The organism is Mucilaginibacter sp. P2_A4, from assembly GCF_056405015.1.
Genome location: NZ_JBFUCX010000001.1, coordinates 811,674 through 828,497, shown reverse-complemented (window position 1 = coordinate 828,497; position 16,824 = coordinate 811,674). Strand labels below are relative to the sequence as shown.

General features: G+C 41.4%; 15 protein-coding genes. 14 read left to right on the top strand and 1 reads right to left on the bottom strand.

What is annotated here, in order from left to right; translation table 11 throughout:
• Window position 1: 1 nt before the first annotated feature.
• Genes AC1DYB_RS03165 through AC1DYB_RS03150 form a run of 4 tightly spaced genes read left to right on the top strand, consistent with a single transcriptional unit; the run spans window position 2 to window position 4,327 of the window.
• On the top strand, window positions 2-1,591 hold the full coding sequence (locus tag AC1DYB_RS03165; RefSeq protein WP_477432357.1) for a PTS system mannose/fructose/sorbose family transporter subunit IID: 1,590 nt from the start codon (window positions 2-4) through the stop codon (window positions 1,589-1,591).
• Window positions 1,588-3,306 (top strand): phosphoenolpyruvate--protein phosphotransferase, encoded by a 1,719-nt coding sequence (gene ptsP, locus AC1DYB_RS03160; protein WP_477432355.1) that lies wholly within the window; start codon window positions 1,588-1,590, stop codon window positions 3,304-3,306. Before AC1DYB_RS03165 ends, ptsP begins: the two co-directional genes overlap by 4 nt.
• Window positions 3,303-3,569 (top strand): HPr family phosphocarrier protein, encoded by a 267-nt coding sequence (locus tag AC1DYB_RS03155; protein WP_477432353.1) that lies wholly within the window; start codon window positions 3,303-3,305, stop codon window positions 3,567-3,569. The genes ptsP and AC1DYB_RS03155 overlap by 4 nt, the downstream gene beginning before the upstream one ends.
• Window positions 3,569-4,327 carry a 6-phosphogluconolactonase gene (locus AC1DYB_RS03150; RefSeq protein ID WP_477432351.1) on the top strand — a complete coding sequence of 253 codons (759 nt, stop codon included), beginning with the start codon at window positions 3,569-3,571 and terminating at the stop codon, window positions 4,325-4,327. Before AC1DYB_RS03155 ends, AC1DYB_RS03150 begins: the two co-directional genes overlap by 1 nt.
• Window positions 4,328-4,410: 83 nt before the next feature.
• On the opposite strand, the gene AC1DYB_RS03145 is transcribed toward AC1DYB_RS03150, so the two are convergent.
• Window positions 4,411-6,549: a prolyl oligopeptidase family serine peptidase gene (locus AC1DYB_RS03145; RefSeq protein WP_477432349.1), complete on the bottom strand. Its 2,139-nt coding sequence runs from the start codon at window positions 6,547-6,549 to the stop codon at window positions 4,411-4,413.
• Window positions 6,550-6,766: 217 nt separating this feature from the next.
• Between AC1DYB_RS03145 and AC1DYB_RS03140 the strand changes: the two genes are divergently transcribed.
• The 10 genes from AC1DYB_RS03140 to AC1DYB_RS03095 all read left to right on the top strand — a co-directional run bounded on the left by AC1DYB_RS03140 (window position 6,767) and on the right by AC1DYB_RS03095 (window position 16,728).
• Entirely contained in the window at window positions 6,767-7,228 is a 462-nt protein-coding gene (locus AC1DYB_RS03140) for a nuclear transport factor 2 family protein (protein ID WP_477432347.1), read from the top strand.
• A 361-nt stretch (window positions 7,229-7,589) separates the two neighbouring features.
• A complete protein-coding gene (locus tag AC1DYB_RS03135; RefSeq protein WP_477432345.1) occupies window positions 7,590-8,768 on the top strand; it encodes a sensor histidine kinase in 1,179 nt (392 codons plus the stop codon).
• Between the two features lie 9 nt (window positions 8,769-8,777).
• Window positions 8,778-9,476 (top strand): LytR/AlgR family response regulator transcription factor, encoded by a 699-nt coding sequence (locus AC1DYB_RS03130; RefSeq protein WP_477432343.1) that lies wholly within the window; start codon window positions 8,778-8,780, stop codon window positions 9,474-9,476.
• Between the two features lie 175 nt (window positions 9,477-9,651).
• Window positions 9,652-10,029 (top strand): response regulator, encoded by a 378-nt coding sequence (locus tag AC1DYB_RS03125; RefSeq protein WP_477395887.1) that lies wholly within the window; start codon window positions 9,652-9,654, stop codon window positions 10,027-10,029.
• A gap of 102 nt (window positions 10,030-10,131) precedes the next feature.
• Window positions 10,132-10,380 carry a PqqD family protein gene (locus AC1DYB_RS03120; protein ID WP_477432340.1) on the top strand — a complete coding sequence of 83 codons (249 nt, stop codon included), beginning with the start codon at window positions 10,132-10,134 and terminating at the stop codon, window positions 10,378-10,380.
• The gene (locus tag AC1DYB_RS03115; protein WP_477432338.1) at window positions 10,380-11,432 is read left to right on the top strand and encodes an ATP-grasp domain-containing protein; all 1,053 of its coding nucleotides are present in this window, start codon (window positions 10,380-10,382) and stop codon (window positions 11,430-11,432) included. The genes AC1DYB_RS03120 and AC1DYB_RS03115 overlap by 1 nt, the downstream gene beginning before the upstream one ends.
• A gap of 10 nt (window positions 11,433-11,442) precedes the next feature.
• On the top strand, window positions 11,443-12,798 hold the full coding sequence (locus AC1DYB_RS03110; protein WP_477432336.1) for a hypothetical protein: 1,356 nt from the start codon (window positions 11,443-11,445) through the stop codon (window positions 12,796-12,798).
• Window positions 12,795-14,951, top strand: coding sequence for an urea transporter (locus AC1DYB_RS03105; RefSeq protein ID WP_477432334.1), 2,157 nt, complete (start codon window positions 12,795-12,797; stop codon window positions 14,949-14,951). Before AC1DYB_RS03110 ends, AC1DYB_RS03105 begins: the two co-directional genes overlap by 4 nt.
• Window positions 14,933-16,120 carry a tetratricopeptide repeat protein gene (locus AC1DYB_RS03100; RefSeq protein WP_477432332.1) on the top strand — a complete coding sequence of 396 codons (1,188 nt, stop codon included), beginning with the start codon at window positions 14,933-14,935 and terminating at the stop codon, window positions 16,118-16,120. Before AC1DYB_RS03105 ends, AC1DYB_RS03100 begins: the two co-directional genes overlap by 19 nt.
• The gene (locus tag AC1DYB_RS03095; RefSeq protein WP_295721140.1) at window positions 16,108-16,728 is read left to right on the top strand and encodes a tetratricopeptide repeat protein; all 621 of its coding nucleotides are present in this window, start codon (window positions 16,108-16,110) and stop codon (window positions 16,726-16,728) included. Before AC1DYB_RS03100 ends, AC1DYB_RS03095 begins: the two co-directional genes overlap by 13 nt.
• Window positions 16,729-16,824 lie beyond the last annotated feature (96 nt).

Below are 16,824 nucleotides of genomic sequence, written 5' to 3'. Positions count from 1 at the left end.
GTTGGCAACATTCCTTCTCCTTACCCTGATAGCCGTTTTTGGGCATTTGGAGGATTTTTTGGGAACTACCCTATTGAGCAGGCCTTTAGTATTAGGGCCGCTGGTGGGTTTGGTTTTGGGAGATGTTAAACAGGGGGTAATGATTGGTGCTACGCTGGAACTAATCTTCATGGGCAATATTAAGGTGGGTGCTGCTATCCCTCCCGATATTATTACAGGTGGTGTGTTGGGTACTGCTTTTGCCATTCTATCGCACAAAGGCCCCGCTATAGCCCTGGCTTTGGCTGTGCCGATATCCATTTTAGCCGAAATGGTAATTAGCGGCCTGTTTGTTTTCCGGGCCATATACAATAAAAAATTTGCACAATATGCAGACCATGGAGATTATGAAAGTATTCAACGGCTGCATATTTTATCGGGCCTGTTAAAACCCCTGCTCATGGGAATCATCGTTTTTGTAGCGCTCGAAACAGGATCTACCGCCATTAAATCATTTTTAAATCTCATACCTGCATGGGTACAATCAGGCCTGCAGGTGGCGGGCAATATGCTGCCTGCGTTGGGTTTCGCGCTGCTGATGAACCTGATGTTCAATAAAAAAGTTGCCCCCTATTTTTTCCTGGGGTTTACGCTGGCTGCCTTTTTAAAGCTGCCCATAATTGCCATTGGGGGGCTTGGTGTAATTATAGCGCTGATAGTTACCCAGGCCCCGCCTAAACCGGTAACCGCCGCGGATAGTGACTTTGATTTTGACGATCCTCCTGCCGAAAGTATCCCGGCACAACCTCAACACAAATTAAGCAAGGGCATATTGCGTAAATTATTTTTCCGCTCGCTTACTTTAGAGGCCAACTTTAACTTTGAAACATGGCAAAATACCGGTTTTGTATTTGCTATGATACCCGTGTTAAAAAAACTCTATCAAACCAAGGCAGAAATGTCAAAAGCACTTATCAGACATTTGCAATTATTCAACACAAGTCCGTACGGCTCAACGTTAATCATAGGTATTACTGCCGCCATGGAAGAGCAAAATAAAGCGGATAAAGATTTTGACGAAGATTCTATCAGTTCGGTAAAATTAGGTCTCATGGGGCCACTGGCCGGGGTGTTTGATTCTTTGTTTTGGGGTACATTCAAGGTTATCGCTGCGGGTGTGGGTACTTCGTTGGCGATAAAAGGCAATATATTGGGGCCCCTGCTTTTCCTGTTGATATTTAATGTACCTCATTTACTACTAAGGTATAATCTCACGTTTATAGGCTACAATACAGGCACTAAATTTCTGCAAAACCTTGCTAAAAACAATGTGATGGACAGGCTTACAGCAGGCGCGGCTATTTTAGGGCTAATGGTGGTTGGCGCCATGCCGGCCACACTAATGGTTATCAAAACACCACTGAGCATTGGCAGTTCATCATCGGCGGTATCGGTTCAAGGTATCCTTGATCAGATATTGCCAGCTATGATACCACTTGCACTTACCTTTTTGGTATATTATTTTGTAAAAAAGCAGGTTAAAACCACATGGCTATTGTTAGGCTTGTTGGCCCTGGGTTTTATAGGCAGTATAATCCATTTGTTTGTATGATATTAACTGGCACAGGCGCATCTCCCGGAATTGCAATAGGCAATGCTTATATGCTTAAAAAGCAGGAAGCCGCCTTAACGGGGCTGGTATTGACTGATGACTCGGCCATCGCCTTCGAAATTGAGAAATTCGACACGGCTGTAAATAGTTCCTTAACAGAAATAAACATAATGATTGATAGTTATGATGAAGACAATGGCAATGAGGGCCTGGAAATATTGGAAACCCATATAGAATTGTTAAGCGATCCGCAAATTAAAGAGGATGTAGCCCAAAAAATAACGACAGAAAAGAGGAACGTAAATGACGCGGTTATAGCAGTAATTGCTGATGCCGTTGCCATGTTTAAAGGCATGGACAATGAATACCTGCAGGCCCGCGCGGCAGATGTACAGGATATTGGCAACAGGATTTTAAAACACTTAAACGTTACGGGCAAAACCGCTGCAAGAATATATCAGCCCAACACTCTAATTATAGCAGAAGACCTTACCCCATCTGATACCATAAGCATGGACATTACCCATATTATTGGTTTTGCAACACAGGCCGGCAGCAAAACATCGCATGCTGCTATTATTGCCAAATCAAGAGGTATCCCCGCGGTAGTTGGTTGCGGAGACACATTGGCAAACATTAAAAACAACGATCACCTGATTCTTGATGGCCAAACTGGTGAAATCATCATAAACCCGGATGAGGAAACTATTATTGAATACCAGGTAAAAAAGGAGAACTGGCTTGCCGAAACGGCGTTATTAAAGTCGCTGAAAAATAAAGCGGCAATAACTACCGACGGCACAGCGATACAACTATTTGCAAACATTGCCAATGCTGATGACATGGAACATGCCCATAGCTTTGGAGCTGAAGGCAGCGGGCTCCTACGTACCGAATTACTATTTATGGGCCGCGATTCGTTACCAACAGAGGAAGAACAATTTATATTTTATAAAGCAGTGGCGTTAAAAGCAAAAGGCAAACCGCTTATTGTGCGTACACTGGATATTGGGGGCGACAAACAATTGCCCTATTTTAATTTCCCAGCCGAGCAAAACCCCTTTCTGGGCTACCGCGCCATCAGGATCTGTTTAGATAGAACTGATATTTTTATTACACAGTTAAAAGCTATATTACGGGCAAGTGCATTTGGGAAGCTTAAGATCATGTTCCCGATGATAGCCAATGTACAGGAGATTCGTGCGGCGAAAGCAATATTGAGCCAGGCTATGGAAGAACTGGATAAAGCTGGTATTAGTTTTGATAAAACTATCGGGATAGGCATCATGATCGAAATTCCCTCTGCAGCTATCACAGCCGACCTGCTGGCCAAAGAGGTTGATTTCTTCAGCATCGGCACAAATGATCTTTGCCAGTATACTTTGGCTGTTGACAGGATGAATGAGAAGGTGAAAACCCTTTATGACCCTTACAATCCGGCAGTACTCAGGCTGATAAGTTATGTAATTGATGAGGCAAACAAAAACAATATTGAAGTTGGCATGTGCGGCGAATTCGCATCAGACCCCGACGCCACCCTGCTGCTATTAGGCATGGGGTTAAGGGAGTTCTCTATGAGCGCTACATCCATACCCCATATAAAAAACACGATTATTCAAAGCGATATGGAGTTTGCAAAACAGGTAAAACAGCAGGTCATGGCTATGGATAATTCAATTGCTATTGCCGCATATTTAAAGGAGGTAAATAAATGATCTCAAAAGAATATAAGATCACCGCTGCCGAGGGGATTCATGCCCGGCCGGCAACCGCGTTGGTAAAACTCTCTAAAAAGTTCACATCTTCCATCAGCATGAAAAAGGGCGAGCGTACCGTAAAGCTTAATAGCCTGCTCAACATACTTTCGCTGGCAACAAAGGGCGATGATACCATCACTATTATTATTGACGGCGAGGATGAAGTAAGCGCCATGGTAGCCATTGATATATTTTTTCACGAAGAACTAAAACATTTGTAATGAAGATAACGATCACCAAAAACGAACGTGAATTTAATGAGACAGCGGCATGGCGCATCATAGGCCAGATGCTTGAAAAACCTACCGCAGTGATAGGTCTTTCAACAGGCCAAACTACGATGGATATGCACCGTATTGTATCTGATATTTACACCCAATACCCTTTTGATGTATCGCGCGTTACGCTTTTTAATGTGGACGAACTCACCAACCTGCCACGCGAATATGCAGGAAGCTGCTACACCATGATATTGAACCAGATTGCCGGGCCGCTGGGCATACCCGATGAAAACTTTATTATGCCCCCTACCATGAGTGATGACTTTGAGGCCGAAAGCCTGCTATTTGAACAACGCCTTGCCGAACGTGGCGGCGCCGACCTGCAGATGCTTGGCATTGGCAGCAATGGCCACATAGGCATAAACCAGCCCGGTACGCCATTTGAAACCGAAACATGGGTATCACCAATGGATCCTGATTTTGAAGCCCGTGTGCGCCGGGAAACACAAGTACCTGATGATGTGGTATTAGGTGGATTAACCCGCGGCATAAAAAATATTATGCATACCCGTAAACTCATCCTGATAGCCAAAGGCGCGCACAAGGCCCGCATTATTGAACAGGCCATCTTAGGCCCGGTTTCAACAGATATTCCAGCCTCGGTAGTTCAATTACATCCCAACTGCGAAATTTTGCTGGATGCAGATGCCGGCGCGTTAATTTACGAAAAGGCAAAGCAACGGGGATTTGTTTTTTAGCTTAACCATACGCCAGGACAAGAAGTGTAAAAACTTCTTGTCCTGGCGTATTCAAGTGTTTGTAAGATTATTTTTTAAGCTTTTTATTTAGCTGGCTGAAAATCCGGGTGTCCTGCCTGCCACAAGGCAAAGGCGTATTGATTAGCAAAATTACGATAGGAGATCTCCTTATTTTCGGTAAAGTGGCCATTATCATAATTAACAGACATTAAAACAGGCTTGCCGGAGGTGGACGCGTTTTGCAGTGCGGCTGCAAATTTACCCGGCTGCCATACAATTACCCTGGGATCATTCATCCCGCCAATGCAAATTACTGCCGGGTAGGCCGTACCCTCCTTTACATGCTGAAAAGCATCCATTTCATAAAGCCCCCTTGCCTCAACAGAATCTTTTACGGTACCAAACTCTTTGGTATTATTTAATCCATTTGGCGAGTTCTCCATCCGCAGGGCATTGCTGCAGCTTACATTACTGATAGCAGCGGCAAAAAGATCGGGCCGCTCGGTAATGGCACGTCCTATCAGCACCCCTCCGGCACTGGTTCCCTCACCTATGAGGTGCGTGGTACTGGTGTAATGATTATCAACAAGGTACTGGCCAGATGCTATAAAATCTTTCCAGGTATTAGGCTTGGTGGTTTTATAACCAGCTTTATACCAATCCTGCCCTTTTTCACCGCCGCCACGCACATGGGTTTCGGCAACTATAACGCCTTTGTTCATGAGGGCCAGTTCATAGATGCTAAAATATGGGGTTGAGGATATGCCATAAGCCCCATAACCGGTCATGTAGCAAACGGCACTACCATCGCGTTTTACATTTTTATTGTACATAATGGTAAGGGGAATTGTGGTGCCATCAAGCCCTTTTATTTCTTTCTCTTCCACCACAACATCTTCAACACCCGGATACTCCACTTTAGGCGTCCATACAGATGGTTTTACTACACCGGTAAGCGGGTTATAATCGTAAATAGTAAATGGCTGTTTCCATGCGGTTATACCCAATTGCACCTCATTGCTTTTAATATCAACAGGACCAACGTACGCTGTACCACTAACCGGCAGCTTTATTTCTTCCGACTTTCCCTTTACAAAATCATACTGGTATGCTCTTGAATTGATGCCATCGTTAGTAGTAAAATACATAAAATCCTTTCCTCGGCTTATATTATCAATAGTAGCCTGTTGCTCTGGTATAATGGTTTCCGCATCGGCAATGCTAAATTTTTTCACGTTTGTTTTGGTGATCTTAAATTTTGTAGCGCCTTCATAAGTAAGCATATAAACATCATCGCCTTTAAAAACAAAATTGGTAACATGGTCATCTATTTTAAACAGCCTTTTCCAGCCGATAGTGGATTTAAAAAGTTCTGTTGTGGGTGCATAGAAGCAATTAATTTCCCGGTTTACCCCTGCTAAAATACCAAAAACATATTTCAGATCTTCAGAGTAACCTACAAAACAGAGATCCTCTGGCGTTATACCAAGATGAGGGTATTTTTTACGACTAAAAATCAATTTATCAGCAGCCGGCTTTGTGCCAACTACATGATACATACTGCGGGTATCCGTCATAGAGTTCATGGCCGTATTATCGCCGCTATTTTGAATGGTATAAATAAATCCTTTATTATCAGCAGACCACCCGCTTACCCCAAACCACGACGGATATATTTTTTCGGGATATAGCTTTTTGGTATCGACATTCATTACATAGATGGTCGAGGTTTCTGAACCGCTTACAGATATACCAAAGGCAATCTTTTTACCATCCTCGCTCGGTTGAAAATAGTTTATAGAATATTGCTTCCCCTTGATTGGCAATGGATTATACAATAGAATTTCTTTGCCATTTTCGCCGATACGGTAATAAAGTTTCCCTACATTCTCTGCAGGAAGGGTTTTCTTGTAAAAGTAGCGGCCACCCTTTTTAATTATACCGCGAATTTTAAAGGGTTCCAATGAATCATAGTATTTAAGTGTTTTTATAAGACTATCTCTGCCTTGAATTTTATCTATAACACTATTTGTGTAATCGGCCTGGGCTTTAAACCATTTTTGAACAGTACTATCTTTAGTATTTTCCAGCCAGCGATAATTATCACTTACCTTCATACCAAAATAATTATCAACAATTGTTTTTTTTGGTGTTGCCGGAACCTGGGCATACACTGCTCCTGTGACGTTCACAACCACAAAAAGCAAAGCGATTTTCTTCATTACTATAAGGTTTTCAGCAAGTTATGCAATATTTCCCTATCTTAAATTATTTCAGTTCAAAAAATTCAACAATGCGTAAAAACACGCAATCAATTAACGTCCAAACACTTAGTTTTTACTAAAACTTTGATTGTTATAAAGTATAACCCACGTTTTAGATTAAAGAATTAACCGGAGCAAAAATTTCAATACCTTTAAACAACCAATTATTGATCACATGAAAAAGGCATTGCTGTTGTTAAGTTTTACACTTTTATTGGCTTTTAATTCTTTTGGCCAGAATCAAAAGAGAATGCTCTATAGTAAGGAACCTAAGCTTGCCAAAAACAAAAAACTGGTCTATGATTTCTGGCGCGAAGTATTAGAAGGCGGTCACCTGGACCTGGCTTCTAAATATCTACTCCCGACATACATCCAGCATAACCCAAACGTACCTACCGGAAGGCAGGGTTTTATTGATTTCTTTTCAAAGTTTGCCAAAGCACAGCCAATTAGTGCAACTATTAAAGCAAACCTGATCTCCATAGTTGCCGAAGGCGATTGGGTTGTACTGAGCTTTAAAGAGGAACACCCCGATCCAAAAGCACCCGGCAAAAAATACACAACCGCCTCTTTTGAAATGCTGCGTGTAGAGGATGGTAAAATAGCCGAGCATTGGGATAATGCACTTAAAGAATAATATGCAGTTGCGTTCAATTTATTTTATAGATCGATACCAATTTTTCAACTATGAAATAAGCTGCATATCCCCATTCATCTATACAAAACCACGGTTCACCGATAAACCATTGGTTGCAGCTCCATCATTCATCACCTTTGAGCCAATGATTCAGGAATAGGGACATCCGCTGGGTTATTGTGTTCTGTTTTTCATAAAGTTAAAAGCGCCCTGTACATGTATGGGGCGCTTATTTATAAACCTGCACAAATCAGCAGATGGCATCAAATGAAAAAGGGCTTTATTTGAAAGTTTAACTAATTTAAGATGATCATTAATTGGCAGCATAACGGCTGCTATATTTAGTAAATTTTTTAACCAGATGATCCTTTCCAAAAAAGCCACCAACATATTTATTCACGCTGCCGGCTGGCTGGTGTTTTTTGGTTTCCCCCTCCTGTTTATGAACCGTACGCAACAAAGCAGCGGCAGCACCTATAACGTTATATTATCGCCCTATTACTGGCTGTTTTGTCTTACCTATATTTTTATGTTTTACTTTAATGCCTGGTATCTGGTGCCACGGTTTGTGTTCCACAAGAAATATATAGCGTATGGGCTTATTGTGCTTTTACTTTCGGGTTGTGTGTATTACTTACAGCCTTTTGATAACCTCTTACTGCATAATTTACTCAAGGAAAGGCGTACTACTACAAACATCATAGGGCCACAGCCGATGACTGGAGCGGATAGCGATACCTCGGCCCCTAAAAACATGCCTTTTGGCCCGCTGCCTCATGAAGATTTGCGGATGCAGGATCCAAGCCTGGTAAAACCGTCAAACCAAATCATTTTCATCCATCAATCGGCGAATATTGATATGGTGGGCCTATTTATCTTCGTCATTGTTATAGGATTAGGTATTGCCATGAGCACGGTTCAAAAATGGCAACTTGCCGAGCAAATGGTGATCAGGGCCGAGGCTGAAAAAGCTCATGCAGAGCTATCATTTCTTAAAGCACAGATCAACCCGCATTTTCTGTTCAATACACTGAATAATATATACGCGCTATCTGTAACAGATAGTGAACACACCTCAGAGAGTATTATGAAACTCTCCAACATCATGCGCTATGTTACTGATGAAGTTGCAGAAGATTTTGTGCTGCTGCAAAGCGAGATAGATTGCATCAATGATTACATTGACCTGCAAAAACTGCGGCTGGGTAAAAAAACAACACTTAATTTTAATTTCTCTGGCGATATCGATCAGCAGAAAATACCGCCGCTGGTATTGATGACCTTTATTGAAAATGTATTTAAATATGGCGTAAGCAAACATGCTCCATCTGTGATCAACATAAACCTGGAGGTAACCCCTGGTAAAATATTGTTCACCTGCGAGAACACCATATTTGATAATCGCCCCACATCCAGCCGTAAAGGTATCGGCATAACCAATACCCGGCAGCGGCTGCAGCATATTTACCCCGGAAAGCATAAGCTCAACATTAGTTCGGATAGCACTACGTTTCGGGTGGAGTTGGAAATTGATAGTTAAATGAACACCATGATGCAGTTAAAATGTGTAGCCATTGATGATGAACCACTGGCGTTGGAGATCATCAAAAAATATGTATCCGACTATCCGGCATTGAAAATGGTAAACACTTTTGAAGATGCCATCTCTGGCGCCGAATACTTAAAAAGCAATAAAGTAGATGTACTTTTTGTAGATATCAATATGCCCGATATTACCGGTGTTGATCTGGTGCGTTCGCTGCCAGAAAAACCAATGATCATATTTACCACAGCATACAAAAAATTTGCTTTTGAAGGATTTGAGCTGGAAGCGTTGGATTACTTGTTAAAGCCGATAAACAGTAGCCGCTTTGGCGCTGCAATACATAAAGCTATTGACTATTACCAGTTTAAGAATACCAACCAAACCAGCGAAGATGAGTACATCTATGTACACTCAGAGTACCGGGTGATCAAGATCAGCATCAGGGATATTGAGTACATCGAAAGTATGCAGGACTACATCAAAATCCATTTACTAAGTTCCGAAAAACCGGTACTTACCCTTATGTCGTTAAAAAGCATTATGGAAAAAATACCGGCTGCCCAGTTCATCCGTATCCATCGCAGCTTTGTGGTTGCTAAAGCGCAGATAAGATCAATATATAACCGTAAAGTTAAACTGCGTAATATAGAGTTGCCTGTTGGCACCAACTATGCCGATTTCATTAAAGACTGGGCCAGATAGCTGAGCATTAAGCCATTCATCGGCACATTTATGGTATTTAACGACACATTGTTTAATACAGCATAAAATAAGCTCAATTTTATATCAGAGTTAACACTATTTAAAAACCAGCCATATTGATATCCAGGGCAACAGACCTTTTGTCTTGATTCCTGCATCAATTACCCCTAAGCACATGAAAACTACCGGAAACAAAAAAAAGATCCTGATCCTTGATAAAAACAGCAGGATGTTATCAGTAATTGATGACATTATGTACTATGGTGATTTTGATGTTCATTTAACCTATGATCCCAATGCGATTTATGATAAAGCAAAGTTGATCCATCCCGACCTTATTATCCTGGAATATTTATTACTTGATATGGATTGTGCCCTGGTATGCCAGGATTTTAAAGAGGATGAGCAATTAAAGGGTGTCCCTATCATTGTTGTTACTGCTTTTAAAACAAAAAAGGCCCAGCAGGAATCCTATAAATGTGATGCTCTTTTTGTTAAACCATTGGATATGGAACTACTGGCATCGCGGATGCAATATTTAATGGCATCATAAATAAGGCTTTATAATTAAACACCATATTGGGTATTGCTTTTGTAAAACTCACCTAAACCAGTTAAGTTTAACCTTTATTATTTACATTCCCTGCAATTATAAATGAAGATAAAGAGTAACATAGCAACCAGCGAAAATGGGTTTATTTTTAACCCGGCCACCGGCGATTCCTTTTCTGGTAATGCCATGGCCGCACATCTTTTAATGGCCATGAAAAGTGGTAAATCAGGGCACGAGATCAAAAAAGATATTCTTGACAAATATGATGTAGGTGCAGACCAGCTGCAGCGCGATTGGGAAGATTGGATGATACAACTGAAGGAAGCGAATTTGCTTGAAACCGAAGGATAATGGCAGACAAATACGCTAATTTATGTATTGCCATTACCGGTATAAATGCAAATGACAATCCGGGTCCGGGAATGGCCGTTATCCGTTCACTAAGGGAGAGCTTTGGAGCCGGGCTAAGGATCATCGGTTTATCTTATGAACCATTGGAGCCGGGCATTTATTTGCGCGATCATGTAAATAAAACCTACCAGATCCCCTATCCAACCGAAGGAGCAAACGCTTTACTTGAACGGCTCACTTACATACACCAGCAGGAAAAGCTGGATGTTATTGTCCCCAATTTTGATTCGGAGCTGTTTAATTTCATAAAGATAGCCCCGCAACTAAAGCAGATTGGCATAGCGAGTTTCCTGCCCTCGCATCAGCAGTTAGCGGTGAGGGATAAGGTGAATTTAAAGGATTTTGGATTGAAGCATGGGTTTTACGTACCGGCCGATCATAAACTTTATACTATAGATGATATAAAAAAAGCAGTCGATGAGTTCAACTTCCCCATGGTAATAAAGGGTAAGTTTTATGAGGCCTCTGTAGTTTACACTATGGATCAGGCTATTAAAGCATTTCATCAGTTAAACGCGGCCTGGGGTGTACCGGTGATAGCGCAGCAGTTTATAAAAGGTACTGAGATTAATATAGCTGCCCTTGGCAACGGTAAAGGCAATAATACAAGTATAGTGGCGATGCGCAAGCTATACATTACCGATAAAGGAAAGGCCTGGGCGGGAGTTACCATTAAGGATGAAAAGTTTATTGAACTGACTAATAATTTCGCTCTTGCTACCGGTTGGAAAGGTGGTTATGAAATGGAGATTATGAGCAGCGAGGAGGGACATTTATATATCCTGGAGATCAACCCGCGGTTTCCGGCATGGATTTATTTAACGGCGGCAGCCGGGCAAAATCAACCGGAAGCTTTGGTAAAAATGGCCTTGGGAGATATTGTTAAACCTTTTGATGACTACCAGGCAGGTAAATTATTTGTGCGATACTCCTGGGACCACGTAACCGACATTAGTGATTTTCAACAATTCTCGGTATTTGGCGAACTATAATTTGATTACAATGAAAAAGCTGGAATACGAAAAACCATATATTAAAAAGCTGCACGCCGGTGTTATGAACAAGTTTGGCACCCGTACCGGTGTGCAGCCTGTTAAAAGCATCGATGGGGTTTCGGTTAAAAGCCTGATTGAAAATTATGGTTCCCCTGTTTTTGTATTATCCGAAAAGCAGATCCGTAAAAATTACCGCTCGGCATACCGGGCCTTCAGCACGCGCTACCCCAAAGTACAATTTGCATGGAGCTATAAAACCAACTACCTCAACGCCATTTGCCAGGTATTTCACCAGGAAGGCAGCTGGGCCGAAGTGGTATCAGGTTTTGAGTATCGCAAAGCATTGGGCAATGGCGTACCGGGCAACAAAATCATTTTTAACGGCCCTGGTAAATCAAATGATGATTTAAAAATAGCCATCGACAATGATTCACTCATCCATATAGATCATTTTGAAGAACTTAACCAACTACTTAATTTAACTAAGGAGTTCACCAATAAACCGCGCGTGGCTATCCGTGTTAATATGGATACCGGTGTATACCCCCTTTGGGATCGCTTTGGCTTTAACTATGAAAACGACGAAGCCTGGACGGCCTTATCAAAAGTTATTGATTCGGACAAGCTGCAATTAGTTGGTTTACATTGCCACATAGGCACTTATATGCTTGCTACAGATGCATACAGTATAGCAACCACTAAACTGTGCAACCTGGCCATGCGCTGCCAAACCCAATTGAACCACAAAATTGAATACATTGATATGGGCGGCGGTTTCCCGTCAACCAATACCTTAAAAGGCGCTTACCTGCCGGGGAATGATACTGTACCATCGGTAGATGATTTTGCAGAAGTAATAACCTCTACCCTGCTCAACTTCGGTTTTGCCAATGAAGATCTCCCCATACTTATTTTAGAAAGCGGACGGGTTTTAATTGATGATGCCGGATATCTTTTGGGTACCGTTATAGCCAACAAACGATTAAGCAATGGAAAAAAGGCTACCATTGTGGATTTTGGTGTAAACATTTTATTCACCTCGTTTTGGTATGAGCACCAGATAAGCCCTGCGCAGGATTTTATGCCACACAGCGAAAACATGGTAATATATGGCCCGCTCTGCATGAATATAGATGTAATAAGAGAAAGCATCAACCTGCCCCTGCTTAACCCCGGCGACCATGTAGTGGTGCACAAAGTAGGCGCCTACAACATGACCCAGTGGATGCAGTTTATCACCCTGCGACCCGCCGTTGTGTTGATCGATGAGCAACAGCATCCACACCTTATCCGCGCTAATGAAACACTTGATTATACCCAGGAACCGGAGCTTATTCCAACTCATTTAAAAGCCAGTAAGTGAAGCAAATTCCACCATTCATAAAATCGGTCATCAATTCCTATTCGGTACTGTTTTTTTCGCAGAACCGGGTATTGGGGATCATTTTGCTGGTGGTTTCTTTTTTCAACACAACCTCGGGATTTGCCGGATTAAGCTGCGTCATTTTCTCCCTGCTGGTTTGCAAACTACTCAAGTTGGGGGGGATTGACCTTCAAAGGGGTATTTATAGTTTTAACAGTTTATTACTGGGCATTGCTTTTGGGACATTTTACCATGTTAACCTGCTATTTGTTATATGGCTGCTTGTTGCCTGCATCCTGGTTATAATTGCTGCTGTTATTTTGGGGCATCGCCTCGGCAAAATTGGCCTGCCTATGCTATCTCTCCCATTTATCCTGGTATTCTGGATGATATTGCTGGCCTCAAACAGTATTTTCAATATGGGCTTGCTGCAAAAAAGCAGCTACCTTTTAGCCGAAATTTATGCCGGTCCGGGTAACCTGGCAGGGATTGACGGCTACATGGCCCTGGTACTGCCACCATTTGTAAGCTTATTTTTCAGATCGTTAAGTGCCATTTTATTTCAGCATAATATTCTTGCGGGCATGCTTATAACTATTGGCATGCTCATCCATTCCCGCATTGCCTTTAGTTTACTTATCATCAGCTTCATAGCTGCCTGTGGGTTCAACAGCATCACGCATACCTATCCCGAAGGCATCAGCTATTATCACTTAGGCGCAAATATTATGATGACGTCTGTGGCTATCGGTAGTTTTTTTACCATACCCTCCCTGCGCTCCTATTTGCTGGCGATATTATGTATCCCGCTGGGCTTTATCGTCATCAATGCGCTTACAGGCTTTATGTCGGTTCATGCGTTGCCAATTTTTTCGCTTCCATTTTGCATAGTCAATATCAGTTTGCTATATTTTTTAACGCTACGCAGATATGCTGGTAAGCTGCAATTAGCGCGGGTGCAGCATTACGCTCCTGAAAGAAACCTGTACCAGTTTTTAAACCTCAGGAACAGGCTTAACGATTTTAAATACTTTAAACTGACCCTGCCTTTTATGGGCTATTGGACAGTTTCACAGGGTTACAACGGCAGCATTACGCACAAAGGCGACTGGGGCCAAGCGCTGGATTTTGTAATCTGTGATGAGGAACAAAACGCTTTTCAATATCCCGGCACCCTGCCCGAGCATTTTTATTGTTACAATAAGCCCGTATTAGCCTGCGGCGATGGCATTGTAGAACTGGTAGTTAACCATATTGAGGATAATGCCATAGGCGACCAAAACATGAAAGATAACTGGGGCAATACGGTAGTTATTTTTCACGCCACCGGGTTGTATTCCAAAGTATCACACCTTAAAAAAAAGTCCATCAAAGTAAAACCAGGCGATGTGATTAAACAAGGCGACCTCCTGGGCTTTTGCGGTAATTCGGGCCGCTCGCCACAGCCTCATTTACATTTCCAAATACAGGCTACCCCTTATATTGGCTCAAAAACTTTGAGCTATCCATTTGCTTATTATTTTAACCGGGTGGATAATAAAAACAGCCTGGCAAGCTATAGCGTTCCCGCCGAAGGAGAATTAATTGGCAACCCCGAAGTTAATCCATCCATTAAAAAGGCCTTCGACCTGCAACCGGGTTACACAGCAAAACTTACCCGTGAAAACGAAGCAACCGAGAGTTGGGAAGTTTTTAAAGATGAGTTAGGCCAAGCCTGCATCTATAGCAAAACCACAGGTGCCGCGGCCTATTTTATAAACAATGGCACTATGTTTTACTTCACCAGTTTTTATGGCGATCAGCAATCATTGCTATACTACTTTTACCTGGCTGCTTACAAGGTCATTTTTAACAATACCGAGACGATGCTGGTTAATGATGATTTCCCTGTGCATCTAACCACGAATAAGGCCTTGCTTTGCTTACAGGATTTTGTAGCACCTTTTTACAGGTTTATCAATATAAGTTACCAAAACAGTATCCAGGTTAAAAAAACGGGCTTAAGTATCAGATCTGAACAATACATGGCATTTGCCGGTAAAAAAACTCCAATAATGGAAGCAACACTTTGTATAGATCATGATAGCTTACATGCTTTGAGCATCAATTTAAACGGGAAACACATTAAGGCACAATGGAGTACAGAAAACTAATATTATTTCTTGCCTTAATATTTGCCAATGTTGCCACTTACGCGCAGGACAACAAATTTGAACTGGCAGATAGTACTGCTGAGCAACTATACAATGCCGGCGACTGGAAACAACTGATTGTTTTTGGAAATAAATCAATTGCTGATAGTCTGGATTTCCCCGCCCTGCGTTTTAAAATGGGATATGCTTACATGGTTACCGGCAATTATAAAGCTGCCATCAGCCAGTTTACCCAAGTGCTAAATAAGGATTCCTTTAACTCAACAGCACGGCTCTACGCTTACTATTGTAATACTTATCTTAATAATAATTTAGGCGCATCATATCATGCCGCTTATCTTGATAAGGAAACCTTGCATTCTATAAAACTTACCCCTTTTGGCTTAGTTGATGCCGATGCAGAAAGCGGCATTAAGCTGCCCAATAATAACCAGCGCGACAATGGCTTTTTTGAACGGATAGGCATCAGTAATCGTTTAGGCTGGCACCTGCAGCTGGAACAATCGGCAATTTCATTCAACCAAAATATATTCCGGTCATCATATAAAGACAAAGACAATAATAAGGACCTATTTGGCAAAACTGATAAACAGCTGGAATATTTTATTAAAACACAATTTGCGCTCAATAACTGCCTGACTATTGTAGGCTCATATCATTATATATATACCACTTACAGGAGTAATATTAATAATAGCAACCTTGGTTTGTTAGGTATAAAATATTTTGGCCGCTATATTGATTTACAGGGGGATATTAATTTTGGAAAACTGATCAATAAAACGTTAAAACAATATAACGCTAGGATGGATTTTTATCCATTAGGTAACCTTAACTTATATACCATTAGCCGGGCATCCGTTTTAAATTTAAGCGGAGCAAATAATTTTATTTATAGCCAGGCCATTGGGTTTAAGGTATTGAATAAAACCTGGCTTGAAACATTGGCTGCTTTTGGTAACCAGGATGACTACTTAGATGCTGATGGACTTTACGTTTATAATTCTATCGACCCTACAAAATTTAAATGCGGAGAAACCGTTTTTTACCAGTTGAGTTCTCACGCGCTATTGGATTTGAACTATATTTATGAAAATAAAACAGACGTTTACCGCGCTGTAAATTACAATCAAAATTCTGTTACGTTAGGTATAACATGGAAATTTTAAAGAAAACGTTTATAGCAGTATTTTTAATTTTACTGGTGATAAGATTGCAGGCGCAAACCAATGTTGTGCTGCAAAAAGCTTTCCATAATAGCTACGCCAATGAGCAGAACAAAAATTATATAGCTGCTATTAATGATATTTATCCTTATCTTAGTGATAACAGTTATGAGGTTAATATCCGTTTAGGCTGGCTCCATTATCTCAATAAAAACTATACGGCTTCGCAATCTTATTATCAAAAAGCCATCAGTATAAAACCGGGCGCTATTGAGGCAAAATTTGGATATGTAAAGCCGTTATCGTTTTTACAGAGCTGGGATAAAGTACTTGAACAATATTTGGCCATATTGAGGATTGATCCTCAAAATGCGCAGGCCAATTATTGGGCTGGTGTAATTTATTATAACCGAAAGCAATATGATGCCGCCATTAGGTGTTTTAAAGTAGTAGTTACCCTTTATCCTTTTGATTATGATGGTAACCACATGCTGGCCTGGAGTAGCCTGATGACAGGTAAAAAAGCAGATGCCAAACCCCTTTTTGAAAGAGCATTAATCATTAAGCCCGCGGATGCTTCCAGTACCGATGGTTTAAACAGGTGTAATTAATCGGGTCATTAAGCCCGTTTATCGATTCCGGGCAATGTTCAGGGAATAATGTTATACTTTTGATTGGGTTAATTTTATCATGATTTAAAACTATTA

What these genes read in the sequence shown, in the direction of transcription:
- ptsP (WP_477432355.1), top strand. Translation starts at nt 1,588, where the DNA reads ATGATATTAACTGGCACAGGCGCATCTCCCGGAATTGCAATAGGCAAT.
- AC1DYB_RS03155 (WP_477432353.1), top strand. Translation starts at nt 3,303, where the DNA reads ATGATCTCAAAAGAATATAAGATCACCGCTGCCGAGGGGATTCATGCC.
- AC1DYB_RS03150 (WP_477432351.1), top strand. Translation starts at nt 3,569, where the DNA reads ATGAAGATAACGATCACCAAAAACGAACGTGAATTTAATGAGACAGCG.
- AC1DYB_RS03145 (WP_477432349.1), bottom strand. Translation starts at nt 6,549, where the DNA reads ATGAAGAAAATCGCTTTGCTTTTTGTGGTTGTGAACGTCACAGGAGCA.
- AC1DYB_RS03140 (WP_477432347.1), top strand. Translation starts at nt 6,767, where the DNA reads ATGAAAAAGGCATTGCTGTTGTTAAGTTTTACACTTTTATTGGCTTTT.
- AC1DYB_RS03135 (WP_477432345.1), top strand. Translation starts at nt 7,590, where the DNA reads ATGATCCTTTCCAAAAAAGCCACCAACATATTTATTCACGCTGCCGGC.
- AC1DYB_RS03130 (WP_477432343.1), top strand. Translation starts at nt 8,778, where the DNA reads ATGATGCAGTTAAAATGTGTAGCCATTGATGATGAACCACTGGCGTTG.
- AC1DYB_RS03125 (WP_477395887.1), top strand. Translation starts at nt 9,652, where the DNA reads ATGAAAACTACCGGAAACAAAAAAAAGATCCTGATCCTTGATAAAAAC.
- AC1DYB_RS03120 (WP_477432340.1), top strand. Translation starts at nt 10,132, where the DNA reads ATGAAGATAAAGAGTAACATAGCAACCAGCGAAAATGGGTTTATTTTT.
- AC1DYB_RS03115 (WP_477432338.1), top strand. Translation starts at nt 10,380, where the DNA reads ATGGCAGACAAATACGCTAATTTATGTATTGCCATTACCGGTATAAAT.
- AC1DYB_RS03110 (WP_477432336.1), top strand. Translation starts at nt 11,443, where the DNA reads ATGAAAAAGCTGGAATACGAAAAACCATATATTAAAAAGCTGCACGCC.
- AC1DYB_RS03100 (WP_477432332.1), top strand. Translation starts at nt 14,933, where the DNA reads ATGGAGTACAGAAAACTAATATTATTTCTTGCCTTAATATTTGCCAAT.
- AC1DYB_RS03095 (WP_295721140.1), top strand. Translation starts at nt 16,108, where the DNA reads ATGGAAATTTTAAAGAAAACGTTTATAGCAGTATTTTTAATTTTACTG.